This window comes from Nonomuraea monospora (assembly GCF_039531895.1).
Taxonomy (GTDB): domain Bacteria; phylum Actinomycetota; class Actinomycetes; order Streptosporangiales; family Streptosporangiaceae; genus Nonomuraea; species Nonomuraea monospora.
In genome coordinates this window covers 89,253-114,868 of record NZ_BAAAQX010000006.1, presented here as the reverse complement: position 1 = coordinate 114,868, position 25,616 = coordinate 89,253, and the positions used below count along the sequence as shown (strand labels likewise).

Genomic DNA, 25,616 nt, shown 5'->3' with positions numbered 1-25,616 from the left:
CGCCGGCACGTCCGTCCAGGTGACCGCGACCGCCGTGTGGACGACCGGCTTCCAGCGCGTGCACAACATAGAGGTCGCCGACGCGCACACGTATTATGTTGCCGCCGGAGGCTCCGATGTCCTCGTTCACAACGACAGAGGAGCATCGGGAGTCGTCTTCCGGTCCGGAAAGTACGAATTCGTGATTTTCGCCAATGACCACGGGCCTGCGCACGGACACCTTCGCGGCAAGGGGTTCAACATTCAGATAGGCCAGAACGGCAAGCCGGTCGGCAGAGACGTGGTGCTGACCGCCGAGCAGGAGAAAATCATCGAGAAATACCGCAGCCTCATCCGGTCGAGTCTGAAGAAAAAGATGAAAGAGTACCGCAAGAACAACCCCGTAGAGACCAACGATTGCGACTGATGACGGAGTTTCTGCACCAGGCGGTGGCCGAGCTGGCCCGGCTGCACGGCGAAGAGATCGCCGACTGGACGGACGAGCACGAGCGCTGGCGCGTCTACCGGCGAGCACTCCAGGACAGAGGCGTGCACGCCATGGACCCGCTGGGCCGGGCTGTCGTGCACGAGCGCGACGCCGCACTGGCGCTCACCGTCGTCCTGCGAGTGCTGGAGCTGGTCCCGGCCGGTGAAAGAGCCGCCTGGATCCGGCGACTGCCGCAGCCTGGTGACAGGGACTACGCGGACGCGCGAGCGCGGGATCTCGCCGTGCTCGACGCGTTGGCCGAACCGGCCGGGGACGGCGAGGAGGAGAGCTACGCGGAGGCGGGGTGGTCGGACTGGCTGCAGCTACGCCTGGCCGAGACGAGCCCTCGGCGGCGGCTGCTCGAACATCTGGCGGCCTCGGGGAGTACGAAACGCATCAGGCGGATCGCCCGAGAACGGGCCGCACCGCAGTAATCGCCGATTTCGGCCGCGCCGAATGAACCCTTATCCTCACGGTCTGTAATCAAATACCGAGTTGATCTGCCTGGCCACGAGCCTGTGTCAGGCGACAACTCCGGAGCGTGACCACGCTGGGCCCTGGACAGCCCTGATCGCCGATGTTATCGATGAGGCGCGGCGCTGATCACCTACGCAGCCCCCTGCCAAGTCCTGCACCCCCTCAGTGCGAACGAGTCCCGAGCTTGGAGTGGTGAACGTGATCAGTATGCGTTCACGCGTCTTATGCGTGCTCACATCCCTCACCCTGACGACAACCGCCCTGGTCCCAGCGACGACCCAGAGCGCAGCCGCGGAGCAGCCCGTCTCCACCGACTGCATCCCCGGAGCCCCCGCCCCGGCCGCCGTGCAGCGGACGGCGCACCAGGCGACCGCCGACGCCAAGGGCCCGAAGACGATCACGCACGACGGGGCGCGGCTGGACATCGGCAGCACGGCGCTGGACGAGCCGACCGAGATCGGCATCACGCCGCTGACCGAGGCGGAGCTGCCGGTGCTGGGCGCCGGGATGGACAACGTGACCGGCGCGCCGAGGGCCGGTTACCGGTTCACGCCGACGCCGTTCGAGTTCGAGCAGGACATCACGATCAGCCTGCCGTACGACACGGAGAAGCTGGCCGCGGCCGGGTTGACGCCGGAGGACGTGCGGACGTTCTTCTTCGACGAGGAGAGCAGTTGCTGGCGGGCGCTGGTGCGGGTCGCGGTGGACACCGAGCAGCAGCTCATCGTCTCCAGGACGGACCACTTCACCGACATGGTGAACGCCACGGTGACCGCGCCGGAGGGGCCCGAGCAGGTGTCCTCCGACCCGACGGAGATCACCGGCATCCAGGCGGGCAACCCGTCGGCGAAGGTGAACCAGATCGGTGAGCCGTCGGCCAACAACCAGGGCGAGGCCCGGCTGTCGTACCCGATCGAGCTGCCCGCGGGCCGCGAGGACATGCAGCCGTCGCTGGCCGTGAACTACTCCTCGGCGTCGGTGAACGGCTGGATGGGCGTCGGCTGGGATCTGTCGCTGCCGTCGATCTCGATCGACACGCGGTGGGGCGTGCCGCGTTACGACGCGGACAAGGAGACCGAGACGTACGTGCTCGCCGGGGAGCAGCTCACCCCGGTGGCGCACCGGGGGACGCCGCCGGCGCGGATCGCCGACAAGGTGTTCCACCAGCGGGTGGAGGGCCAGTTCTCGCGGATCGTGCGCAAGGGCGACTCGCCGAGGACGTACGGCTGGGAGGTGACCGACAAGTCCGGCATCCGGTACACGTACGGCGGCGAGGGGGCCGTGCTGGCCGACGACGCGGGTAACGTCTTCACCTGGGCGCTGCGCGAGGTGCGCGACCCGAACGGCAACACGATGCGCTACCAGTACGTGACCGTCGAGGACGCCGGGGTGGCGGGCGGGACGGTCGCCGGTCGCGCGCTCTACCTGAAGAAGGCCAATTACACGGGGCTGGGCGACGCCGACGGCCCGTACTCGGTGACGTTCGTGCGCGACCGCGAGCTCGGCGAGCCGCGCCGCCCCGACGTGTCGATCAACGCGCTGGGCGGGTTCAAGCACGTGGTGTCCGACCTGCTGCGCCGCATCGAGGTGCGGCTGGGCGCGGAGCCGATCCGCCGCTACGACTTCGTGTACGCGCGGGGCGCGTTCGGCAAGACGCTGCTGTCGAAGATCCAGCAGTACGACGCCGCGGGGAAGCTGTTCAACAGCCACGAGCTGGGCTACTTCGACGACATCCGCGACGCGGCCGGGAACTACACGGCGTTCGAGCGGGTGGACTGGACCTCGCCCGACGACGGCCTGTCCAACGGGCTGGTCAACGGCGTCCGTCCCGGCGCGGGCGAGGCCGGCGCGATCAACGGCAACACCTCCACCAGCGCGGGCGGCCACCTCTACACGGGCTGGGGGCCGCTGCCCAGCAAGCGCAACTCGGTCGGCGTGAAGGCCGGCTTCAGCCGCGGCTCCGACGAGGGGCTGCTGGCCCTGATCGACGTGGACGGCGACAGCCTGCCGGACAAGGTGTTCGAGGGCGGGGGCGGCTACGTCTTCCGCAAGAACCTGTCCAGGCCGGGCGGCGAGCCGCGCTTCGCCGCGCAGCCGACGCCGCTGCGCAACCTGCCGGGCATCTTCGAGCAGGACTCCAGCTCCCGCACGGTCGGCGTCGAGGCCTACCCGGGCGCGGGCGCGGTGCAACTGGACTACGTCGACACCATCAGCACCACCGACCGGTACTTCAGCGACGTCAACGCCGACGGCATCACCGACCTGGTCAACGGCGAGAGCGTGCTGTTCGGCCGGGTCGGCGCCGACGGCGTGCCGGTGTTCGGCGCGGCGGGCGACACGCCGGTGCCGATCGGCGGCAGCGAGGCGGACGCCGAGGGCCTGCTGCCCGACTACGCGCAGGACCGGGAGCGGCGCGAGCAGTCGTTCCCGCTGGTGGACACCGTGCGCCGGTGGACCGCCCCGTTCGACGGCACGGTCGCCGTCACCGGCGCCGCCCGGCTCAACGAGGCAGAGGGCGAGCTGCCCGCGTTCGCCGACCCCGACGGGGTGCGGGTGGCCGTCCAGCACGAGGACGACGAGCTGTGGTCGGCGCGGATCGCGGCGGACGACCGGGGCGAGCACGCGCCGCAGGGCGTGGACGGCATCGAGGTGAGCAAGGGCCAGCACCTGTACTTCCGGGTCGGGTCGGTGCACGACGGCGCCGCCGACCGGGTGACCTGGAACCCGAAGGTCACCTACACCGGGCTGCCGGAGACGGCCGACGCCAACGGCCTGCCGCTGACCGCGTACACCGCGGCGGACGACTTCACGCTGGCCGGGCGCGCGGCGAGCGTGACCGTGCCCCGCGACGGCACCCTCGACCTGGGCGGCGCGCTGACCAAGAGCGCCGCCACCACCGACGACCTGACCGTCGTGATCAGCCGCGCGGGGACGCCGGTGTTCGAGCGGCAGGTGCCCGCCGCGTTCACCGGCGAGGTGCCGGTGGCCGCGACGGTGCAGGTCACCCAGGGCCAGGAGCTGACGTGGCGGGTCAGGACGGACTCGCCGATCGACGTGACCGCCCTGGCCTGGAAGCCGACGGCCGCCTACACGGAGGCCGCGCCGGTGCCGGACGAGTTCGGCCAGGAGTTCTCCGCGCCGTACGACATCGACACCTACCCCGTCTCGAACGCGACCGCCCCGCCGTCGCCGCATGCCGTCGCGGCGGCCGGGACGCTGACGATCACCCCGCAGCCGGTCGCCGCCGACGGCGCCACCGGCCAGGTGACCTTCACGGTCAAGAAGCCCGGCGCGCTGCTGGCCAAGCAGAGCGTCACACTGGGTGCCGAGCCGGTGCCGCTGCAGGTCGAGGCCGCCGCCGAGGACGAGCTGTACTTCGAGTTCACCACGGCGACCGGGCTGCTGACCGCCGGGTCGGTGCTGGTGGACGGCGTGGAGGCGGCGGCGACGGTCAACAGCCCCGCCCCTGAGGGCGTCTACGGGCGGCCGTACCGCGGCTGGGCGTACGTCGGCTACAACGGCAACGGCGACCGGGCCACCCAGCCGATCCGGCAGGACGACCTGGACAGCATGGCGGACCTGCAGTCGGAGCTGCCGCAGGACGTCGACCCTGAGCGGGACCTGGCGGAGTTCGAGCAGGACCCGCGGGTCACCCCGCCGAACGCCATCCTGTTCGTGCCCGAGCCGGACCGCGACCGCTGGGCCTCCGGCGAGGACCTGTCGGTCTCCGGCGCGACGGTGACCAGCTCGCGGCTGGGCGGCCAGTCGATCGGGCTGCCCACGACGGCGGACGTGTCCGGCGTGCGGGCCGTGCCGCGCATGTCGCGCTCGCAGCAGATCTCGGTGACCGGCAGCGTCGGCGGCGAGGTCGGCACCGTCGGCGGCAGCGTCGCCACCGGCACCTCCAGCGGCGAGCTGGACTACTTCGACATGAACGCCGACGGCTTCCCCGACGTGGTGGGCGCGGGCGGCATCCAGTACACCGACCCGTCAGGGGTGCTCGGCCAGACGCGCGGCGACACGCCGGGCGGGGCCGTGCGCTCCTCGGACAACAGGTCAGGCAACGCCAACGCGGGCAGCGCGGCCCGTACCATCGCCACCGGGCGGGGCGACGCCGCGCCGAGCGGGACGAGGTCGGCCGGCACGTCGTCGTCCGGCAACGACCTGCCGCCGCTGGGCATCGGCGGGAACCTCGGCTCCGGGACGTCCGACGCCGAGACCGACCTGCTCGACATCAACGGCGACGAGCTGCCCGACCGGGTGTTCGCGGACGGGCGCGCGGCGCTGAACCTGGGCTACCGGTTCGCCGCGCCGGAGCCGTGGCCGGGCGGGCCGCTCAACGACGGCAGCAGCGACAACTCCGGCGTGAACATCGGCTTCAACACCGACTTCTACGGCTTCGCCGGCGGCGCGTCGCTCAACCAGGGCGACAGCACCACCTCGGCGACCCTGGCCGACGTCAACGGCGACAACCTGGCCGACCGGGTGTTCGCCGGGTCGCCGATCCGGGTGGCGATCAACACCGGCAGCGGGTTCGCCGCGCCGGTCGAGTTCGCCGGCAGCCTGTCCGGGGTGAGCGGCGACGTCAACGCCCGGCTGGGCGCGGGCGCGTACTTCACGATCTCGATCCCGATCGCGTTCGGGTTCGGCGGGTTCGTCATCATCAACCCGGGCGCCGACACCTCCACCGGCGCCTCGCGCGCCTCGCAGATGATCAGGGACATCAACGGCGACGGCTTCGCCGACCACCTGGCCTCCAGCGCGGACGACCAGCTCACCGTGGCGGCCAACCAGACCGGCCGGACGAACCTCCTCAAGACGGTCAAACGGCCGCTGGGTGCGACGATCGAGCTGGACTACACCCGCGACGGCAACACCTACGACCTGCCCGGCTCGCGGTTCGTGCTCAGCTCGGTCAGCAGCCACGACGGCCTGGCCGGGGACGGCGAGGACGTCCAGCGCACCACCTACACCTACGCGGGCGGCGTGTTCGACCGGCTGGAGCGGGAGTTCCGCGGCTACGCGTCGGTGACGGCGCAGGCCCGCGACAGGAACGACGGCCTCTACCGGACGCTCGCCTTCACCTACGACACCACCGGCCACTACACCAAGGGCCTGCTCACCCGCACGCTCATGGCCGACGGCGAGGGCAGGCCGTTCACCGAGCAGCTCCAGACGTACGAGCTGCGCGACGTGACCACCGGCGGCGCGGGCAACGGCGGCAGCACCACCGCCTCGATCTTCCCCATGCTGGTGCGCACGGACGAACGCTGGTACGAGGGCCAGCCCACGCCCGGCAAGCAGACCCGCACGGAGCTGGCCTACGACAAGTACGGCAACCAGATCAGGAACACCGACCACGGCGAGAGCGGCGGCGCCGACGACGTGGTCACCACCACCGGCTACACCGCCTGCGCAGAGGCCTACATCGTCGGCATCGCGAACAAGTCCGAGGTGCGCGGCGGCGGCAAGGTGATGCGGCGCAGCGAGGCCGACGTCGACTGCGCCACCGGCAACCTCACCCGGCACCGGGCCAGGCTGGACGACGACAAGGCCGCCGTCACCGACGCCACCTACCACCCGAACGGCACGGTCGCCACGCTCACCGCGCCCGCCAACCACAAGGGGCAGCGCTTCCAGCGCACCTACGGCTACGACGACGTGACCGGCACCTACGTCACCTCGATCCTGGACAGCCACGGCTACCGGTCCTCGGCCACCTACAACCTCAAGTTCGGCGAGACCGAGACCTCGGTGGACATCAACAACCAGCGGATGGCCCACACCTACGACGACGCCGGCCGGGTCGCCACCGTGACAGGGCCGCACGACGCGGGCGCGGGCAAGCCGACCATCGCGTTCGAGTACCACCCCGAGGCGACGGTCCCGTACGCGGTCACCCGCCACCTCGACCGGGCCCCGGACGGCGCCGTCAAGGCCGACACCATCGACACCGTCACCTTCGTCGACGGCCTGGCCAGGGTCGTGCAGACCAAGAAGGACGCCAGGATCGCCGGCGCCGACGGCATGACGGTTTCGGGCCGGACGGTCTTCGACGAGTTCGGCCGCACGGTCGAGCAGTACTACCCGCTCAGCGAGGCCAAGGGCGCCGCCAACGTCCGGCTCAACGCCGCCTTCGACCGCGTCTACCCGACCACGAGCAGCTACGACGTGCGGGACCGGCTGCTGCAGACCGTCCTGCCTGACGGCACGAGCAGCACGACCGCGTACGGCTTCGGCGACGACCGTTCCGGCGCGAAGCAGTTCTCCACCGCGGTGACCGACGCCGAGGGCAACACCAAGGCGACCTTCACCGACGTGCGGGAGCTGAAGACCGCGGTGCGGGAGCCGAACCCGGTCAACGGCGGCCCGCCGCTGTGGACCAGCTACGTCTACGACCCGCTGCGCCAGCTCACCAAGGTCACCGACGACCAGGGCAACCAGACGGCCAGCGCCTACGACGACCTCGGCCGCCGCACCACGGTGTCCAGCCCCGACTCGGGCCGCACGGTCACCGGCTACGACCTGGCCGGCAACCCGACCAGCAAGGTCACCGCGAACCTGGACGACCGGGACAAGAAGATCACCTACGAGTACGACTTCGACCGGCTCGTCAAGATCGACTACCCGGTGTTCCAGGCCAACGACGTCCGCTACACCTACGGCGGCCCCGGCGCGCCCTACAACGGCGCGGGCCGGGTCACCAAGGTCGAGGACGCCGGCGGGGTGACCACCCGCCAGTACGGGCCGCTCGGCGAGGTCGTCTCCGAGAGCAAGACGTTACCGGGCCCGAGCTACCACACGAAGACCTTCACCACCGGCTACCGCCACGACAGCTTCGGCCGGGTGCTGCAGCTCACCTACCCCGACGGGGAGGTGCTGACCTACGGCTACGACTCCGGCGGCCAGGTGATCACCGCCACCGGCGTCAAGGGCGGCCACACCTACCCGTACCTGCGCGACCTGCAGTACGACAAGTTCGAGCAGCGCACCAAGATCACCCTGGGCAACGGCACCAGCACCACGTTCAGCTACGACGCCGCCGACCGCAGCCTGGCGCTGCTCAGCTCCACCCTGCCCACCGGCTACGAGTTCCAGCGCTACCGCTACAGCTACGACGACGTCGGCAACATCACCCGGCTGCAGAACGACACCAACATTCCCGACAGCTCCACCACCCCCAAGCTGGGCGGGCCGTCCACGCAGACCTACGTCTACGACAACCTGTACCGGCTGACCCAGGCCTCCGGCCAGTACACGCCGAACGTCGGCACCACCGACGTCTACGCGCTCCGGCTGACCTACGACACCGTCCACAACCTCGTCGGCAAGCAGCAGCGGCACGCCGTCGTCGCCAGCAACGGCAGCGAGCAGGTGCAGCAGGACACCACCTACTCCCACGTCTACAGCTTCGGCTCCCGCCCGCACGCGCCCACCCGGGTCGGCCCGGACGCGATGCGCTACGACGGCAACGGCAACCTCATCGACCAGGAGTCCGACGAGCACGGCAAGCCCCGCCGCCAGCTCATCTGGGACGAGGACAACCGCCTGGCCTGCGTGCACGACACCGCCAAGAACGACACCCAGCCGCAGGACCCCTCGGCCTGCGACGACCACCGCAAGCCGCCGACCGTCCGCTTCACCTACGACGACCAGGGCCAGCGGGTGGTCAAGGACAGCTCGCAGACCACGCTGTACCCGAACCAGAACTACACGGCCCGCAACCAGACCGAGTACAAGCACGTCTTCGTCGGCACCACCCGGATCGCCACGAAGACCGCCAGGCCGTCCGGCGTGCTGGAGAAGGACCAGTTCTTCTACCACGGCGACCAGGTCGGCTCCACCACGTTCGGCACCGACGGCAACGGCAAGCTGGCCGAGCACCTCAACTACTTCCCCGGCGGCGAGACCTGGGTGGAGGAGGGCCCGGGCCAGCCGAACCCGTACCAGTTCACCGGCAAGGAGCTCGACCCCGAGACCGGGTACTACTACCACGGCTCGCGCTACTACGACCCGCGGATGCAGGTGTGGAAGTCCGCCGACCCGGTCATCGAGGACTACCTCGGCGGCGAGGGCAACGACGGCGTCTACAACCCGGGCAACCTCAACCTCTACGCCTACGGCTACAACAACCCGGTCCAGAACTCCGACCCCGACGGCAACCTGGTCTTCCTCGTCCCGGCCGCCGTCCTCGTCGGCAAGGGCGTCATGTGGGGCATGACCGCCTACAGCGCCTACCAGGGCGCCAGGACGGTCGCCAGCACCGTCACCGACATCGCGGAAGGCCGCAAGACCTGGCAGGAAGGCGCGGCCGAGGCCGGCCTGGCGGTGGCCCAGGCGGGCGCCGAGGCCACGATCGGCCGGCTCAGGGTGGTCGAACGCGCCGCCGACTTCGTCGCCAACACCGGGGCGGGGCGCCGCGCCGTCGAGTGGGCGTCCGAACGGGCGGGCGACATCGCCCAGCGCTTCCGCAGGACGGACGCGCCCACGGGCGGCTGCGCGCTCAACAGCTTCACCCCGGACACCGAAGTCCTGATGGCGGACGGCACCGCCAAACCGATCGAGGACGTACGGGTCGGCGACCAGGTCGTCGCCACCGACCCGGAGACCGGCCGCACCGAACCCCAGCCCGTCACCGCCCTGATCACCGGGGAAGGCGACAAGCACCTCGTCAAGATCACGGTGGACCTCGGCTCAGGCGGGACCGCCGACGTCACCGCGACCGACGGGCACCCCTTTTGGGTGCCGCGGCTGGACCGCTGGGTCGACGCCGGCGACCTCGAACCCGGCATGTGGCTGCGCACCTCCGCGGGCACGTACGTCCAGATCGAGGCGGTCGCCGCGTGGACGGCCGAGCAGCGCGTCCACAACCTGACCGTCGCCGACCTGCACACCTACTACGTGCTGACGGGCGCCACGCCGGTCCTCGTCCACAACACCAACCCGTGCCGCCCCGACCAGGCGTCCCTCCTGTTCCCCGGCCCGAACGCCGTCGAGCCGGTGAACCTGTCGACGTTCGGCGAGATGAGTGCGCGAGAGCGGCGCATCGTCCAGCGCGTCGGGGAGCAGTTCGGCTGCCACTCCTGCGGCGCGGGCAGCCCCCGGGCGTCGGGCGCCTGGACGCTCGACCACATGGAGATCACCGGGCTCGTCCCGCGCGGAACCCCGCAGGTCGGCCTGCCGCACTGCGAGACCTGCCAGAACCGCCAGGGCAACCTCACCATGCGGCTGCTCACCGGGCGAAATCCCTCCGGATGGCGGCAGTCCGCGTCGGGGTTGATCCTCCCCAGGCGATTCGTCAACACTCCATAGCGTGCAGAACTCCGACCTCACCTGGATCACCTCCCTGGGAGGCCCCCTCGTCGCCCTGCCCGAATCCCTCGCCGGGACCTGGCAGGGCGCGGTGGGGCCGGACGAGGACGACGACCCGCCGGAGGAGGAGACCGACTACGGGAGAGTGTGCGAGCTGTCCGGGCTCGCGGCCGTCTTCGAGCACGCCGGTCACCCCGCCCTGGCCCTGACCGACGACCCCTCACCCGCGACGTTCCTGCCTGACCGCTCCCTGCTCGTGCAACGCCTGGCCCTCGCCGCCGACCAGGAGATCCTCTCGGGGATCGGCTCGATCGCGGGGACGGCCAGGTGGGAGCCGATCGCCGGCCTGCCGGTGACGGAGCCGCTGGTGCTCTTCGACTCGGTCTATCCCGGTGCGGAGGCTCCCGCCCGTCTGCGGCTGGATCTTCCGCCGGGACGGTACGAGGTGCGGGCCGCGCATCACGAGCCCGACGCGGGCAGCGCGCTCTGGGTCACCCTGGTCGAGCTCGTCCTCGCGGGACCCGTTCACCACTGATCCATCAAGCTGGGCTGGGACGCGTACGCCGGTTGACCCACCTTCGGGGCACTCCCCGTGCGAGCACCGCCAGCACCCGCCGCGAGATCGCTCGGGGCCGTCGGCTCATGACCGGACGATGGCCCGTTCGAGCAGGTCCTGAAGGGTGCGCTGCTGCTCGGCGTTGAGGCCGGCCAGCGGCGAGTCCTGAACGAGCAGCATCAGGAGCCGCTCACGGAGGCCGCCACCCTCCGGGGTGAGGACGAGTTGCCTGGCCCGCCGGTCAGTGGGGTGGGGGCGACGCTCGATCAAGCCCTGCTTCTCGAGCTTGTCCACGATGAAGGTGGCGTTGGACGGCTCGCAGCTCATGCGTTCGGCCAGCTCACGCATGGTCATCGGCCCGGTCATCTCCCGCAGCGCGGTCGCCTGGGCCGCGGTGAGGCCCAGGGTGGCGGCGCGCTCGCGTACGTGAACGGCGATCTGCTGGGCCAGCCCGTTCACCAGGCCGCACAGCTCCCGCTCGGCGACGGCCTGCGGTTCCGGGGACGTGGTCATGCGCCCATGCTAGCAAATCCATCAAGCCAGCATAATTCAAGCTTGACTCATTCAAGCTTGATGCTTATGGTGGCCTGGTCGCTGACGAGGAAGAAGGAGACACGACCATGACAGTTGACCAGGACGAACGGCTGAGCCGCCCGGCGGGGATCCGCTCGGTGCGGCTGGGCGACACGAAGGTGTCCTTCGTGCCGGACGGCGCCATCCAGGGCAGGCCGCTGAGCTGGCTCCCGGACACCACCGAGGAGACCTGGGCCGCCCACCCGCAGTACCTCGACGCCTCCGGCCACCTCGTGGCGAGCACCGGCGGCCTCCTGGTGGAGCACGGCGACCGCGCACTGCTGATCGACGCCGGGTGGGGCCCGGTGTCGCTGCCGGCCGAGCCCGGAAGCCCGAACGGCGCCGTCCACGGGGGCGCGCTGCTGGACAGCCTGGCCGAGCTGGGCCGCGGCCCGGAGAACATCGAGGCGGTGGCCTTCACCCACCTGCACATCGACCACCTCGGCTGGGCCTGGCGCCTCGCCCCGGGCGGCGACCAGCCCGTGTTCACCCAGGCCGAGTACCTGGTGTCCGAACCGGAATGGGCCCAGCGCGACCTGTCCGCGCAGGGCGTCACCGAGGAGGTGGCCGCCGCGCTGACGCCGCGCGTGCGCACCGTGGCGGACGGGCAGGAGATCTTCCCCGGCGTACGGGTCCAGGTCACCGGCGGTCACACGGCCGGGCACACGCAGTACGTCATCACCGGCGGCGGAACCCGGCTGATCGCCTTCGGCGACGCCCTGCACTCCCCGATCCAGGTGGACCACCCCGAGTGGTCCTGCCTCTACGACCATGACCGCGCCCGGTCCGCCGAGCACCGCCGCCGGCTCGTCGCCGAGCTGGAGGAGCCCGGCACGATCGGCTTCGGCGTCCACTTCGCCGACGCCGTCTTCGGGCAGGTCCGCAGGGACGGCGCCGGCTCCGCCTGGCAGCCCCTGGACGCCTGACCCGCTCGCCCGCGACGGCGACCTGACGCCGATGTGAAGCACGGCCGAAGCCGCCCGATGCTGTCCTGCCTCCATGGTGAAGCACCGGCCACGCACGCCGGTCCACGATCGACGGCACGGGGGAGCCATGGACGTGATCAGCACCGCCGAAATCCCGGCGAAGGACCGGATCTCCTTCTGGCAGGAGGTGAGCTCCAGCACCTGGGTCCCTTACGAATTACGCTGCGAACCGGCCCTGCGGAGCCGCTTCCAGGCGCGGCTCCACATCAGCGACCTCGGCTCCGTCAAGGCGATGCTGATGACGACGACGCCGCATTCGGTCCGCCGTACGCCCAAGCTCATCCGCCAGGCCGATCCCGAGGTGTTCAAGCTGAGCTGCGTCGTACGCGGCAGAAGCATGATGGAGCAGGACGGCAGGCACGCGGATCTCGGCATCGGAGATCTGGTCCTGTACGACACCTCTCGCCCCTACCTGGCGGGGCTCGTCCCGGAGGAGCGGACCAGCCGGCTGCTGCTCCTCTGCTTCCCGCGCTCGTCGCTCACCCTGCCCGCCGGGGAGCTGCGGCGGCTGAGCGCGGTCCGCATCCCGGGTGACCGCGGCGTCGGCGCGCTGTCGTCGCAGTTCCTGCGGCAACTCGCCCTGCGCATGGACGAGCTGAGCCCGCCGGACCTCGCCCGGCTGTCCACCCTCACGCTGGACGTGCTGACCGTGGCGCTGGCCGACACGCTGGACGCCGGGCGAGCGGTGCCGCCGCACACCAGGCGGCGGGCGCTGATGGCCCGCATCCACGCCTTCGTCCAGCGGAACCTGGGCGACACGAGCCTGAGCCCGGACACGATCGCCACGGCCCACCACATCTCCCTGCGCTACCTGCACAAGCTGTTCCACGACGAAGGGCACACCGTCACCGGCTGGCTGCGCGAGCGCCGCCTGCAGCAGTGCCGGCACGACCTGGCGGACCCGTGGCTGACCGACCGTTCCATCAGCACGATCGCCGCCCGGTGGGGTTTCACCAGCTCCGCGCATTTCAGCCAGGCCTTCCGCAGCGCGTACGGACTCACGCCGAGCCAGTTCCGCCGGGAGCACGCGACAGTGCGCGCCGACTAAAGGGCTGTGCGCTTTCCCGAAAGACGGGGCCCCGCCGCGGATCGCATTCTGCTGGTGGAAGTTCTGGCGGGGAGAACGGGCGGACATGAAACTACGCGACTGTGCGGCGGGCGGCGTTTGCGCGGCCTTCTTGGCGCTCGTCTGCGGCTGCTCGGCGACCGCGGCCGGACCGGTTCCGGACGCCGCCACCGTACGGCATGAAGAGCCGACCCCACACGACGAGGAGAGGCTGCACCGGGCGGAGGAACTGCTGCTGCGCGACTGCATGCGGGGGCACGGCTTCGAGACCTGGCCCACCCCGTTCCGCAGCCCCGTCCCCGAATACCTGGAGTTCCCGTACGCCGTCACCGACGTCGCCTGGGCGCGACGGCACGGGTACGGGAGCGACCTGCGGGACCGGATCGCGGAACTGCGCCGCACCGACCCGAACCGGCGCTACTTCGAGAGCCTGCCTCCCGACCGGCGGGCCGCCGCCCTCGTCGCGCTGAACGGCGCGCGGGCCGACGGCCTCCAGACGCGGCTGCCCACGGGCGGCGTCGTCCGCAGAAGTGACAGCAGTTGCACCTCGCAGGCCGAACGGCGGCTCTACGGGGACCTCGACGCGTGGTACCGGGCCGAGAAGATCACCGGCAGCCTGCCGGGCCTCCGCGTCGCCAAGGTGACGGCGGACGCGCGGTTCGGCGAGGCCGTGCGGCGCTGGTCGGGGTGCATGCGCGAGCACGGCCACGCCTACTCCACCCCGGCGCAGGCCCGGAGCGACGCACTCCGGCCGGAGGGCGGGCGGGCCAGGGAGATCCGCGTCGCCGTGGCCGAGGCGACCTGCGCCGCAGGCACGGGGCTCACCGCCACGGCGCACCGGCTCGAAGGCCAGTACAAGCGTGCCGTCGAGGAGCAGTATCGCGCGGCGCTGGGGGCCAAGCGCGACCTGCAGCTCGCGGCGCTCCCACGCGCCGCCGCGATCATCGCCGGGCACTGACCCGGCGATCCCGCGCCGGCGCGTACCGCACCAATCACACAAGGGGAGATCATCATGAGAAAACTTCGTGCCGCGCTGCTCGCCGTGGTGCCCGCCGCCGCCATCTTCGTCGGCGCGCCCACGGCGCTGGCGCAGACCGGCCCCGCCGACGAGCCATCGGTCGGCGGGACGTCCAACGCGCCGGTCCCGGCGGCTCCGGGGGCGCGCCTGGCCGCACCGGACGGGCGGGTCTACATCTACGACCTGCGCAACTTCACCGGATCGTGGTGCGGGACGCCCACCAACGAGCAGGACTACCGCAACATCGGCGGAACCTGCCCGAACATGGACAACCGCACCACGTCCATGTGGAACAACGGTTACGTCGAGACCTTCGACGACGTGCGGTTCTACCGGGACTACGTCTACGCGGGGCCGAACATGTGCCTGGGGCTCGGGGACTCCTGGGGCGACCTCGCCCTCGGGTGGGAGCTGTTCAACACCGGCGAGAACGCCAACAACAAGATCAGCTCGCACATCTGGGCCAGTAGCTGCCCGTAGGGGATGAGCGGGGGAGCGGCTCGCCGGTTGCGCGGCGAGCCGCTCTTCCTCTCGCGGGCACCCCTCCGGCCCGGCCGGCGCCGCCCGGACGTGCTCACGCGCCGGGACGGAGCCGTTCGAAGGGAACGGACCGCATCTCCCACTGCAGCGGCCGTCTCGTGGTCAGATCCGTGCCGCGAATCACCAGTCGGCCGGCGCTGAGGTCATATCGTCCGGACAGTAACTCCTCGCCTTTGCTGAGCCACGTTCGCCAGATCCGGATCGTGGCCGTGGCCGGATCGATCTCGAAATGGTGGGTCTGCCAGGTGTTCCCGCTGCGCAGAACCACCTGGTAGGCACGATTGTGCTCGAAATAGACGCGATCGGCCGGGCCGGGCAATCCCGTCGGCTGGAAGTCGCCCGCGGTCACGTCCCAGGTGCCGTCCAGTGGAGTGGGCAGCCGGTTGTTGTGGTCGGCGACGAGGTAGGAGCACGAAGCCGCACCGGCGACCAGGAGCACGACGACGCCGGCGTGGACCCGGCGCGGGCGTGCGCGTCGCGCTCCGGGCGCGATGCGGTTCTGGTCGTGCCAGAACACCGCGGCCAGTTCCCGGCGGTGCTGCCACAGCAGGTAGGCGGAGCACACCGCGCCGATCATGGCGATCAGCATCGCGTCGAGGGCGATGGCGTACGAGACGTTCAGAACGGTGATTCCGCCGAGCAGCGCCGCGGCCCCGGTGGCGCCGAGCAGGGTGGTGCGGCGGAAGGCGAGCGCCAGACCGAAGCCGATCTGCAGGGCTGCGATCAGATTGCCGAAGAGCGGCGAGTAGCCGAAGTAATACCAGGTCAGCCAGAACCCGCTCACCGTGCCCATGGGCTTGTCGAGCTCGGAGTCGAGAATGGTGAACTGGGCGCCGAACACCTTGGCGAAGCCATACTGCAGAAGGATCACCGTGGTGGTCCAACGGCATAGCGGGTAGAGGCTGTACCTGCTCGCCGACTCGTCGTCCTGCTCGTGGCGTTCTGTTGACGGCTCGTGTGCCATGTGCCGCCTCCCGTCCTGACGAAAGGTTCACTGGAAGCCTCTCACCGTCAGGACGGGCTCGCTTGCGCGGCGCGGCCCTTCGCCGACCGCCGCTCTCGCGCCGCGGCCGCGAGCCGCACGACCACCGAGCGGACGGCTTCGGCGGGACGGTTCGACGGCACGAACAACTGCCGCTTCACCCGGGCGAGGCGCTGATGCCTGGTGACGGACGGGCGGAGCCGCGACTCCCAGGCGGCCAGCGCGGCGGAGAGGTCGCCGGGGTTGTCCCGAAGCGCCCGGCCCAGCTCGGCGCCGCCGAGGAGGGCGAAGGTGGCGCCCATGCCCGAGTAGAGGTTCAGGCACCACGCCGCGTCGCCCACCAGCACGACCCTGCCCCTGCTCCACCGGGGCATCTTCACCTGGTGCACCGAGTCGAACAGGAATTCCGGCGCCTGTTCCAGGGCGTCCAGGGCGTGCCGCACCACGGGGTCGTCCATGCCGGAGAACGCGGCGCGCAGCCGGTCGAGCCTCGATCCGGTGAACTGTTTCTCGACGTCCTCGGTGCGGTAGGTCAGCAGGGCGGTCGGGGGCCGGTCGGCGAAGCCGAACACCAGCGCTCCGCGGCCCGCGCGGGCGCTGATGATGCTGTCCGCCCGCGCGAAGGACGGCACCTGCTCCTGGAGCTGGAACGCGCAGATCATCGCGGCCCAGTCGGTCATGTAGTGCTCGTGCGGGCCGAAGACCGTGCGGCGCACGCTCGATCGCAGCCCGTCGGCGCCGACGACCAGGTCGAAGCTCTCGCGGTACCACCCGCCGGCGTCTTCCAGCAGCACGCGGACGTCGGTGCCGGTGTCGTCGATCTCGACGGGTTTCGTGGCGAACCGGAGGTCGATGCCGGTCTCGTCCTCGTGGAGGCCCTGCCAGAGGGCGGCTTCGATGTCGCCGCGGACCACCGCGGCGGGGTCGCCCGGCTGGTGGAGGAAGCCCAGGCCCGGCTCACGGGCGCCGCGCCGGGTCAGCGACCAGGCCTTGCCGCCGCCGGGCGGGTTGCGGGTGTGCAGGTGGGAGGCGATGCCGAGGTCGGCGGCGGCCTGCCTGCCCTCCGGCATGAGGCCGACGAAGTAGCCGCCCGTCCGGCGCTGCGGGGCCCGTTCGACGATGACCGGCTGCCAACCGGCCTGCCGCAGCCCGATCGCCGCGGACATGCCGGCGATGCCGAGCCCGACGACCAATGCGCGTCTGTGCATGATGCCGCCTTTCCTTTCGGGTGGGTTTCGGTCAGTCGGGGACGATGACGGCGCGGGTGTGGCCTTGGTGCGCCCAGGCCTCGCCGACGCGGCTGAGCGGGTAGGCGGTGTACGGCGCGTCGAAGGTGCCGTCGGCGAACCGGGCGATGATGTCCGGGAACGCGGCGATCATCTCGGCCTTCGAGACCGACCCCGCGCCGCTGCCGCTGATCCGGATCCGCCGGCTGCGCAGCAGTGCGGCGGGCAGCGCCGCCTCGGTTCCGGCGAGTGAGCCGATCTGTACGTAGCTGATCGTGCTGTCGTCGTCCGGGCGGGGCTTGCCGCCCAGTGCGGCGAAGGCGGCTTCGGCGACGGGGCCCCACACGAAGTCGAGCACGAGCGTGGGCCGCGCCTCGGCGACCGCGGCGGCGAGGGGCGTCGTGGTGTCGGGTGTCGTGAGCGGGACGGTGACGGCGCCGAGGCCGCGCAGCCGTTCCAGCGCCTCCCGATCACGTCCGGCCGCCACGACCTGCCGCGCACCGAGGGCCAGCGCCGCCCGCACCGCCAGGCTGCCCGACATGCCGGTGGCCCCCAGCACCAGCACGCTGCCCAGCTCACCGACCTCCTTCCGGTGGGCGACCAGCGGAATCCAGCCCGCCACGGCGGGGTTCATGCCGGCCGCGACCGCGAGCGGATCGGCCCCGGCGGGCACCTCCACCTCGAACGGCGTGACCAGCCGTTCGGCCATCGTGCCCCACGGCGACCGGGCGAGCCCCGTGTACACCAGCCGCCCGTCCGAGGTCCTGGCCACGGCGTCCACGCCCGGCACGAGCGGGTAGGCCTGGCCGCTGCCGTAGTGGCGGCCGGTGGCCAGCCCGCGCACGACGTGGTGCAGACCGGCGCCCACGAGCCTGAGGGGCGCCTGGCCGGGCCGGGGTTCCGGGTCGGGGAAGTCCGCGCAGACGGGGGTCGATTCCGGGGTGTTGACGACTGCGGCACGCATGACACGCTCCTGAACTAAGTTCAATTCTGACGTCGTCCACCGTGCCTGAACTTTGTTAAGGTGTCAACCGTGGCGAAGGGCATCACGCGGGAACGGATCGTGGCGGCGGCACTCGAACTGCTCAACGACAAGGGCATGGACGCACTCACCGTCCGCGCGCTCGCGTCCCGGCTGGGGGTGGGAGCACCCGCGCTGTACTGGCACGTCCGCAACAAGCAGGAGCTGCTCGACGAGATGAGCACCTTCGTCATGCGCCGCGTCATCGCCGCCCTCTCCGGGATCGCCCCCGGCGCGGGCTGGCGTGACGGCATGGCCGCCTACGCCCGCGTTCTGCGCGCGGAGTACCTGCTCCACCGGGACGGCGCGCGCATCTTCAGCGGTACGCGGTTCTCCGACCCCGAGGTGGTGAAGGCGAAGGACCCCTGGCTCGAACGGCTGACCGCCGCCGGGTTCTCGCTGGCCGAGGCGGACGACGCCGTCGATCTGATCACCGCGTTCGTGGTCGGCTTCGTGATCGAGGAGCAGGAACGCGGCCAGTCCGCCGCCGCCGACCCGGGCCGCTACTCGGTCGCCGAGCGTGACGCGTGGCTCGGTGAAGGCGCCGAGCTGGTCAAGGCCGCCGGGCACCTGCGCGACGACGGCGACCGGAGGTTCGAACGGCAGCTCGCCGTCGTTCTCGACGGGCTCGCGGCCCGGACGCGCTGACGGCCCCGAACGCTAAGATCGCGTTCCGTGTCTCCGAATGGTTTATGGCGGATCGCCAGAACCGGCCTGGTAAGCCTGGTCGTCATCGCGGCATTCGCGGGCCTGGCGCTCGGCGACCGCTGGCTGTGGATGGCCGCGCGATGGTCACCGTACAGCAGCGGGGGAGGCGATCTCGACACCGCGAACATCGTGGCGCTGCTCGCGATCGCCCTGGTGAAGGGCGCCCTCCTGTGGCTGATCCTTCGTACCCCCGCCCCGGGACCGCTGAACGGCAGGGCGAAGGCGCTGCGCGGGCTGCTGTACCTGGCAGTGGCGTACACCCTCGTGCTGAGGTGGGGGAGGAGCACCTGGTCGTCGTGTTCCCGGGCGCGTCGAGGAAGAGGCTCGAGCTGAAATCCTGAACGGGAACACGACGACCGAGTGGGCCGTGCGGGTCAGGAGATGCTGCGTCCCTCCACCGCGTCGAGCACCAGCGGGCTCGAACCGGCGTCGCCGCGCACCCCGAACCCGTAGCGGTAGCCGGCCCTGACGTCCGGGTCCGACAGCGCGGGCAGGTGTTCCAGCGTGGCGGCGGTGATCAGCTCCCAGCCGGAGCCGGTGTCGGCGTACATGGCCGCCCGCTGCCCCACCAGCGACAGCGCGAAGCGCCCGCCGTCGGGGATGCTCACGCCCTGCTTGACGCCGAAGACGGCCAGCCCGCCGGGCACCTGCGGCCCGCGCACCTCGAAGCCGGCGAACTTCTGGGTGTTGACGTAGAACGCCGCCACGTCCGTCTTGCCGTCCTTGACGAGGCCCGTGTAGACGGTGTCCATGTCGGCGGAGTCGCCCTGGAACCTCTTGACGGTGATGGCCGTGCTGAACGCCGGGTTGCGGGGTGCCACGCCCGACGACATCATGCCGAACCAGCCCGCCGACGGGTGCGCGGCCGACAGGGCGCCGCCCGCGTAGCTCACCTGCGGCAGCTCCTTGTTCTCCGGCTCCACCCGGTGCGTCTGGTAGTCGCCGGCCTGGTCGAAGCCGTCGTTCAGCTCCTGGTTGGCGAAGGCGTCGGGGGCGGGCGGCACGTACGCGGCCTCCGGCGGCAGCCGGAACGTCACCCGCTGGGAGTGCCCCAGGTAGGCGGCGCACACCACCGGATAGTCCTGGTTCGCAGGAGCGTACGCGGTCAGCGCGGTGTCGAACGAGCGGGCGGCGCCGGTGCGCAGGCCGGTCACGCCGAGGGCGGCCGGGTCGACGCTCACCCCGTCGCACGCGGTGAGCTTCACCTTGCCCGCCATCGGCAGGACGTCCCGGTTGGTGACGGTGAAGGTGACGGTGGAGCCGATCCGCCCGCGCTCGCCGGTGGCCGCGGTGACCTCGACGTTGCGCCGGTCCTTGCCGGGCAGCGCGACGGCGGCCAGGCTGAGCCGGTCGAGCTCGTACGAGCCCGCCCAGTCCGAGCCCACCGAGCCCCGCACCCAGACCTTGACCCGGGAGATCGCGTCCCGCGGCGCCCAGCGGGACAGGTCGAGCGTGAGCCGGTTCCAGCCGAGCGCCGGGTCGATCGCGCCGACGCCCTCCGCCACCGCGCCGTCGCGCCCGTACGCGCGGATCTTGGCGGTGAAGACGTTGCCCGGCTTGAAGCCGTCGTCGGCGCTCTCCGGCACCCGGACCGACACGGAGAGCTGCGTGGTGCGGGAGGCGTCGAGCGGCTTGGCGAACAGCACGTCGGCGCCCTTGTACGACTTGGCGTACTGCGACCAGCCAGGCAGGTCACGCTCGAAGCGCACGCGCAGCGCGTGCCCGCCGTCCACGGCCACCCGTTCCACGGCGGCGGCGTTGTCGGAGGGCCGCCAGCCGCCGGTGTCGCTCTCGAAGCCGGAGATCACCCGCTCGGCCACCGGCTTGGCGTCGAGCTGCGTCCCGACCGTGGCCGGAGGCTTGCGCACCGCCAGCGCGGCCGGGTCGAAGCCGGGGATGACGTCCTTCCAGTCGGAGATCCCGATGACCTTCTTGGCGAACTCGGTCACCTCCAGCGACCGCTCGGTGTCGATCGCGGCGAACACCTCGTGGATCGGCTTGCGCTCGCCCGCGTTGGACGCCGCGCTGTGCTCCTCGTCCCACGTCCACAGGCCCAGTCGCAGCCCGCCCTCCTGCTTGTGGTCGACGTGCCGGTGCAGGATGAAGGAGTCGATGCCGTCGGCGAAGGCCACCTTGTAGTAGGCGTACGCGTAGGCCGCGGCCTGCAGCTCCAGCTCCTTGGCGGAGTAGTCCTGCGAGTTCAGCCCCTGCTCGGACAGGATCACCCGGCGCCGCTCGCCGCCGTAGGTCAGGTGCTCCTGCGCCAGGTAGCGCGGCAGCAGCTCGATGTTCTTGAAGGTGATCCGCATCGTGTCGAAGCTGCCCGTGGCGGTCTTGTCGTGCCAGAACGCCGGGTTGAACAGGTTCTCCGGGTACGGGTGGTAGGCGATGTTCCAGGCGAAGTCGCCCTGCCGCTTGGTGAGCGCGTTGAGCCCGTCCACCACGTCGCGGCCCTTGTAGGTGTACTTCGGGTCGGCGTTGGCGGCGCCCGTCCAGAAGTGGGTCAGCGACGTGTAGACGCGCGCGTTGGCGTCGGCCTTGCGGACGGCCTGCGCGGTGAGCCGCATCGCCTTGGCGTACTGCTCCAGGAAGACGTCGCGGTCCTGCGGGCCCATGTTGTACCAGAACTGCTGGGCGTCGATCTCGTTGCCGACGATCCAGCCCCACGCCCGGCCGTACCGCTCGTCCGCCTGGCTGTAGCGCTGGGCGAAGAACTCCATGGCGGCCGTGAAGTACGCCTCGCCCTCGGCCGTCTTGGTGTTGAACGCGTACACCGTCCCCTTGCCCAGCTCGGCGTCGGGGTGGATGAGCTTGCGGGCGGCCGAGTTCGCGGCGCCGCTGTTGTAGACCAGCACGATCAGGTTGACCAGCACGCCGTTGTCCGACAGCGGCTTGACCTGGGCGTCCAGCCCGGCGACGGCGCCCCGGTCGAAGTAGTACGTCCTGCCCTGGGAGACGAACTCGATGGTGTTGCCCGGCGCGCCGGGCCCGGCCATCATGACCGAGTCGAGTGCCAGGTTGATGCCGGCGTGCTGGACGCCGATCTCCTCGGCGTCGTCGGTCATCTGCACCTGCAGACCCTTCTTGCCCGGCAGTTCGGGGTACGGGGCCTGACTGGCGGCGGCGAAGCTCAGCTTGTCGGCGTAGTGCACCTCGCCGAGAGGGCCGCCGGAGCCCACGGCGAGGAACTTGTCGTAGAGCCGGTCCTGGTCGCCGTCCATCCGCGGCACCTCGACGCGGAACTCGCCCGCCTGGACGGTGGCGACGGGCTCCTCCCCTGAGTGTGTGTCCTGCCAGGTGTCCAGCGCGTACAGCTCGGCCGGTCCCGGGGCGGTGCCGGTGACCGTGATCGTGCTCTCGCCGACCTCGACCCCGCTCACCCCGCCTTCCACCGCAGCGTGGGCGGGCACACTGACGCAGAGCATCGCCAGCGCCAGGGCGATCAATAAACGCATTCTCATGTCCTCCTACTTGGCCCAGTCCTCGTCGCCCCAGGCGTTCTTCTTGATCCCCGCCTCGATGCCGCGGTCCCACCACTTGGCGAGGTCGGTCAGCTCCTCCTCCAGCGACCGCTCGCCCAGCAGGTAGCCGTCGAACACGTCGCGGAACGAGGTCCCCTCGGGCCCGCCGGGCAGCGCCGTCACCCGGAACGGCTTGCCCCACTCGCCCTCCATCAGCCCGGCGGTCTCGGCCGACGGCTCGACACCCTTGATCGCGGGCAGGCCGCCGGTCGCGTCCAGCCAGGGCTTGACCGCCGGCGAGCTCATGTACTGCAGGAACTTGATCGCGGCCGCGTACTTCTGGTCCTTGACCGTCGAGGGGATCATGTAGCTGGTGCCGCCGATCGACGCGCCGTAGCGGGCCGGCGCGTCGGACGACAGCGGCGAGCTGGCCTTGGTGATCGTCGGGAACGGCATCGTGCCGAGCGCGAACTTGGCGTCCTTCTTCAGCGCCTCGACGGCGAAGTCGGTGCCCCACGACATGGCGGCCTTGCCGGAGACGAAGTCGCGGTAGCCCACCGTCGCGCCGCCGTCGGCCACGCCCGTCCAGTTGGGCGTGCCGCAGTCGAAGAACTCCTTGTACAGCTTGAGCGACTCGGCCACCTCGGGCGTCTTGGTGGTGAGCCTGCCCTCCTTGATCACCTTGCTCATCGACTTCTCGGTCACGGTCGGCGCCTTGCCGGGCTTGCCGGTGGCGTCGAAGACGTTCCAGTCGTCGTGGTACTTGTCGATGAGCTGGGTGCTGACCGCCTCCCAGGTCCAGCCCGCGGCCAGGCCGCCCTTGTCGAGGGCGACCGGGTCGAAGCCCGCGTCCCTCAGCTTCTTGCAGGCGCTCCTGAAGTCCTCCCAGGTGGCCGGGGGCTGGTCGACGCCCGCCTTGGCGAAGGCGTCCTTGTTGTAGAACAGGCCGATCGCGACCAGGTTGAACGGGATGTACTCCAGCTTGCCGCTCTCCTTGCTGAGCGCCTTGGAGACGCCGGGGCCGAAGTAGTCCTCGCGGAACACCTCGATCCAGCGCTGGTTGCCCGGCACGTACGGGTTGGGCTTCTGCAACTCGGCGTCGAGCGCGTGCACCTCGTGCGCCTTGTGCGGCGGCTGGTTGAAGACCAGCTCGGGCGCGGTGCCGGCGGCGAGCTGGGTGGTGATCGTCTGCATGAAGCCGTCGAGCGGCAGAACCTGCGTCTTGACCTCGATGCCCGGCTCGCGCTTCTCGAAGGAGTCGATCAGCGACTCCCAGGCGGGCCCGAAGCTGCTGCCGCTGGCGTTCCACTGGTTGGGGCCTGCCAGGGTGATCGTGACCTTGCCGTCGGTCCCGGACCCGGACGAGCCGCCAGGGCCCAGCAGGCCGCAACCGGTCAGCGCGAGCAGCGCCGCGCAGGCCGCCAGCCCGCTCTTGGGGGGTGTTCGCATGAGAGCAGGTTTCCCTTCTATCAAGTTGATACGTTTCAATCACTTGCCGGAGACGACGCCGCCCTGGATCCCCGCCAGGAACCACTTGGACAGGAACGTGAACAGCACCACCAGCGGCAGGCTGGCCAGCACGTAACCCGCGAACAGCGGGCCCCACTGCTGCGCGTTCTGACTGGCGAAGAAGGCCAGCCCCGCCGGGATCGTCCGGAACTCGTCGGTCTGCACCGTGAGCAGCGGCCAGAAGTAGTCGTTCCACACACCCAGCACCGTCATCAGCGCCACGGTGCCGATCACCGGCCGGGCCAGCGGCAGCATGAAGGCCAGGAACAGCCGGACGCCGCCCGCCCCGTCCACGCGCGCCGCCTCGAAGATTTCCTCAGGGATCTGCGCCATGTACGTGCGCATGACGACGATGCCGAAGACCGTGTTCGCGGTGACGTGCGGCACGATCAGCACCAGCCGGCTGTCCAGGATGCCGAGGTCGCGCATCAGCACGAACAGCGGGATCAGGCTGGTGATCGAGGGCACCATCAGCAGCGCCGCGACCATCCCGAACAACGCGGTGCGGCCCGGGAAGCGGTAACGGGCGAACACGAACGCCGCCGCCGGGGCCAGCACCATCGTGCCGACGATGGCCAGCGCCGCCACCACGAACGAGGTGAACAGGTACGGGCTGACCTGGCCCCAGGCCGCCGCGTAGTTGTCCAGGTGCAGCGGCCAGGCGGGCGCCCAGTAGCTGGTGAAGAACTGCTCGTTGTCCTTGACCGAGGCCGCGACCATGAACAGGTACGGGAACAGCCCGGCGAAGGCCAGCACCGCCAGCAGCGTGCCGGCCACCAGGTCGATCCTGCGGGTGCGGCTCATGCCTCCGCCCTCCTGCCGAGCAGCAGCGCGACCACGCTCACCACCAGGGTCAGCGCGAACAGCACGGTGCCGAGCGTCGCCGCGTACCCCCAGCTCGTGTCCAGGAAGGCCGCGTCGAGCATGCGCAGGACGGGCACCTGGGTGGCGTTGTCGGGGCCGCCCTTGGTCATGATGTGCGCCTGCATGCCGTACTGCAGCACCGAGATCACGGCCAGCACGAACAGCAGCTTGACGTCCCGGAACAGCAGCGGCAGGTCGATGCTCCAGAAGCGGCGCAGCCGGCCCGCGCCGTCCACCTCGGCGGCCTGGTAGATCTCCGCAGGCACGTTCTGCAGCGCCGACAGGAAGACCAGGAACGGCAGGCTCGCCACCCACGGGAAGCCGATCGTCATCAGCGCGACGAGCGCGGTGTCGGGGTCGCCGATCCAGTTGCCCGCCAGCCCGTCCAGGCCCACGGCGCGCAGCAGGCTGTTCACCACGCCGTCGCGCGGGTCGTACATGAACTGCCACAGCAGCACGTTGACCACGGCGGGGAAGGCCAGCGGGAGGATGAGCAGCGTGCGGAACACGAAGCGCAGCCGCTCGCTGGACAGCGACATCACCAGCTCGGCGGCCAGCAGCGGGAACACCCACATGAGCGTGACGGCCCAGACGAAGATGACGCCGATGTTGCGGAAGGAGGCCCACCACAGGTCGTCGCCGAGCATCGTCAGGTAGTTCTCCAGCCCGACGAACGGCGAGTCGAAGCCGGGCCGCCACTCGAACAGCGAGTGCACCATGCCGTTGAGCGCGGGATAGTACGCGAACGCCCCGAGCAGCCCGAAGGTGGGCAGAAGGACGAGATAGACGCTCCACGGGATCCGGCGGCGCGCCTTGGTGCTGGTCACGATGGAAGTGCCTTTCAGGTGGTG

The 25,616-nt window shown here is 70.7% G+C and carries 18 protein-coding genes; 10 read left to right on the top strand and 8 right to left on the bottom strand.

Annotated features, from left to right (window positions below):
• The first annotated feature begins 19 nt into the window (after nt 1-19).
• The 4 genes from ABD331_RS13890 to ABD331_RS13875 all read left to right on the top strand — a co-directional run bounded on the left by ABD331_RS13890 (nt 20) and on the right by ABD331_RS13875 (nt 10,790).
• Nucleotides 20-406, top strand: coding sequence for a hypothetical protein (locus ABD331_RS13890; protein WP_344474438.1), 387 nt, complete (start codon nt 20-22; stop codon nt 404-406).
• Complete coding sequence (locus ABD331_RS13885; RefSeq protein ID WP_344474435.1) at nt 406-900, top strand: hypothetical protein; 495 nt, start codon at nt 406-408, stop codon at nt 898-900. The genes ABD331_RS13890 and ABD331_RS13885 overlap by 1 nt, the downstream gene beginning before the upstream one ends.
• Nucleotides 901-1,171: 271 nt before the next feature.
• Entirely contained in the window at nt 1,172-10,255 is a 9,084-nt protein-coding gene (locus ABD331_RS13880; protein WP_344474433.1) for a SpvB/TcaC N-terminal domain-containing protein, read from the top strand.
• Between the two features lies 1 nt (nt 10,256).
• Nucleotides 10,257-10,790, top strand: coding sequence for an Imm21 family immunity protein (locus tag ABD331_RS13875; RefSeq protein ID WP_344474430.1), 534 nt, complete (start codon nt 10,257-10,259; stop codon nt 10,788-10,790).
• 105 nt (nt 10,791-10,895) lie between these two features.
• Here ABD331_RS13875 and ABD331_RS13870 read toward each other — a convergent pair whose 3' ends face one another.
• Nucleotides 10,896-11,324 (bottom strand): MarR family winged helix-turn-helix transcriptional regulator, encoded by a 429-nt coding sequence (locus ABD331_RS13870; RefSeq protein WP_344474427.1) that lies wholly within the window; start codon nt 11,322-11,324, stop codon nt 10,896-10,898.
• 107 nt (nt 11,325-11,431) lie between these two features.
• Here ABD331_RS13870 and ABD331_RS13865 point away from each other — a divergent pair, with 107 nt between their 5' ends.
• The 4 genes from ABD331_RS13865 to ABD331_RS13850 all read left to right on the top strand — a co-directional run bounded on the left by ABD331_RS13865 (nt 11,432) and on the right by ABD331_RS13850 (nt 14,934).
• Nucleotides 11,432-12,310, top strand: a complete 879-nt coding sequence (locus tag ABD331_RS13865; RefSeq protein ID WP_344474424.1) for an MBL fold metallo-hydrolase — start codon at nt 11,432-11,434, stop codon at nt 12,308-12,310.
• Between the two features lie 127 nt (nt 12,311-12,437).
• Nucleotides 12,438-13,418, top strand: coding sequence for a helix-turn-helix domain-containing protein (locus ABD331_RS13860; RefSeq protein ID WP_344474422.1), 981 nt, complete (start codon nt 12,438-12,440; stop codon nt 13,416-13,418).
• 85 nt (nt 13,419-13,503) lie between these two features.
• Nucleotides 13,504-14,394, top strand: coding sequence for a hypothetical protein (locus ABD331_RS13855; RefSeq protein WP_344474419.1), 891 nt, complete (start codon nt 13,504-13,506; stop codon nt 14,392-14,394).
• A gap of 54 nt (nt 14,395-14,448) precedes the next feature.
• Entirely contained in the window at nt 14,449-14,934 is a 486-nt protein-coding gene (locus tag ABD331_RS13850; RefSeq protein ID WP_344474417.1) for a peptidase inhibitor family I36 protein, read from the top strand.
• Nucleotides 14,935-15,028: 94 nt separating this feature from the next.
• On the opposite strand, the gene ABD331_RS13845 is transcribed toward ABD331_RS13850, so the two are convergent.
• The 3 genes from ABD331_RS13845 to ABD331_RS13835 are packed head-to-tail and all read right to left on the bottom strand — an operon-like array spanning nt 15,029 to nt 18,166.
• Nucleotides 15,029-15,958 (bottom strand): hypothetical protein, encoded by a 930-nt coding sequence (locus ABD331_RS13845; protein ID WP_344474414.1) that lies wholly within the window; start codon nt 15,956-15,958, stop codon nt 15,029-15,031.
• A gap of 47 nt (nt 15,959-16,005) precedes the next feature.
• Nucleotides 16,006-17,184, bottom strand: a complete 1,179-nt coding sequence (locus ABD331_RS13840; RefSeq protein WP_344474412.1) for an FAD-dependent monooxygenase — start codon at nt 17,182-17,184, stop codon at nt 16,006-16,008.
• A 31-nt stretch (nt 17,185-17,215) separates the two neighbouring features.
• Complete coding sequence (locus ABD331_RS13835) at nt 17,216-18,166, bottom strand: zinc-binding alcohol dehydrogenase family protein (protein WP_344474410.1); 951 nt, start codon at nt 18,164-18,166, stop codon at nt 17,216-17,218.
• A 69-nt stretch (nt 18,167-18,235) separates the two neighbouring features.
• Between ABD331_RS13835 and ABD331_RS13830 the strand changes: the two genes are divergently transcribed.
• Both ABD331_RS13830 and ABD331_RS13825 read left to right on the top strand, forming a co-directional pair.
• Complete coding sequence (locus ABD331_RS13830; protein WP_344474407.1) at nt 18,236-18,871, top strand: TetR/AcrR family transcriptional regulator C-terminal domain-containing protein; 636 nt, start codon at nt 18,236-18,238, stop codon at nt 18,869-18,871.
• 27 nt (nt 18,872-18,898) lie between these two features.
• Complete coding sequence (locus ABD331_RS13825; RefSeq protein ID WP_344474405.1) at nt 18,899-19,264, top strand: hypothetical protein; 366 nt, start codon at nt 18,899-18,901, stop codon at nt 19,262-19,264.
• A gap of 41 nt (nt 19,265-19,305) precedes the next feature.
• On the opposite strand, the gene ABD331_RS13820 is transcribed toward ABD331_RS13825, so the two are convergent.
• From ABD331_RS13820 to ABD331_RS13805, 4 genes are read right to left on the bottom strand one after another with little or no spacing between them, the layout of a single operon-like run.
• Complete coding sequence (locus tag ABD331_RS13820) at nt 19,306-22,392, bottom strand: DUF5722 domain-containing protein (protein WP_344474403.1); 3,087 nt, start codon at nt 22,390-22,392, stop codon at nt 19,306-19,308.
• Nucleotides 22,393-22,398: 6 nt separating this feature from the next.
• The gene (locus tag ABD331_RS13815) at nt 22,399-23,841 is read right to left on the bottom strand and encodes an ABC transporter substrate-binding protein (RefSeq protein WP_344474401.1); all 1,443 of its coding nucleotides are present in this window, start codon (nt 23,839-23,841) and stop codon (nt 22,399-22,401) included.
• A gap of 39 nt (nt 23,842-23,880) precedes the next feature.
• Nucleotides 23,881-24,705 (bottom strand): carbohydrate ABC transporter permease, encoded by an 825-nt coding sequence (locus ABD331_RS13810; RefSeq protein WP_344474399.1) that lies wholly within the window; start codon nt 24,703-24,705, stop codon nt 23,881-23,883.
• Nucleotides 24,702-25,592 carry a carbohydrate ABC transporter permease gene (locus ABD331_RS13805; RefSeq protein WP_344474397.1) on the bottom strand — a complete coding sequence of 297 codons (891 nt, stop codon included), beginning with the start codon at nt 25,590-25,592 and terminating at the stop codon, nt 24,702-24,704. The genes ABD331_RS13810 and ABD331_RS13805 overlap by 4 nt, the downstream gene beginning before the upstream one ends.
• Between the last annotated feature and the right edge of the window lie 24 nt (nt 25,593-25,616).

Coding starts and splice junctions, on each gene's coding strand:
- ABD331_RS13820 (WP_344474403.1), bottom strand. CDS start 22,392: ATGAGAATGCGTTTATTGATCGCCCTGGCGCTGGCGATGCTCTGCGTC.
- ABD331_RS13865 (WP_344474424.1), top strand. CDS start 11,432: ATGACAGTTGACCAGGACGAACGGCTGAGCCGCCCGGCGGGGATCCGC.
- ABD331_RS13845 (WP_344474414.1), bottom strand. CDS start 15,958: ATGGCACACGAGCCGTCAACAGAACGCCACGAGCAGGACGACGAGTCG.
- ABD331_RS13885 (WP_344474435.1), top strand. CDS start 406: ATGACGGAGTTTCTGCACCAGGCGGTGGCCGAGCTGGCCCGGCTGCAC.
- ABD331_RS13840 (WP_344474412.1), bottom strand. CDS start 17,184: ATGCACAGACGCGCATTGGTCGTCGGGCTCGGCATCGCCGGCATGTCC.
- ABD331_RS13835 (WP_344474410.1), bottom strand. CDS start 18,166: ATGCGTGCCGCAGTCGTCAACACCCCGGAATCGACCCCCGTCTGCGCG.
- ABD331_RS13815 (WP_344474401.1), bottom strand. CDS start 23,841: ATGCGAACACCCCCCAAGAGCGGGCTGGCGGCCTGCGCGGCGCTGCTC.
- ABD331_RS13850 (WP_344474417.1), top strand. CDS start 14,449: ATGAGAAAACTTCGTGCCGCGCTGCTCGCCGTGGTGCCCGCCGCCGCC.
- ABD331_RS13810 (WP_344474399.1), bottom strand. CDS start 24,705: ATGAGCCGCACCCGCAGGATCGACCTGGTGGCCGGCACGCTGCTGGCG.
- ABD331_RS13860 (WP_344474422.1), top strand. CDS start 12,438: ATGGACGTGATCAGCACCGCCGAAATCCCGGCGAAGGACCGGATCTCC.
- ABD331_RS13870 (WP_344474427.1), bottom strand. CDS start 11,324: ATGACCACGTCCCCGGAACCGCAGGCCGTCGCCGAGCGGGAGCTGTGC.
- ABD331_RS13855 (WP_344474419.1), top strand. CDS start 13,504: ATGAAACTACGCGACTGTGCGGCGGGCGGCGTTTGCGCGGCCTTCTTG.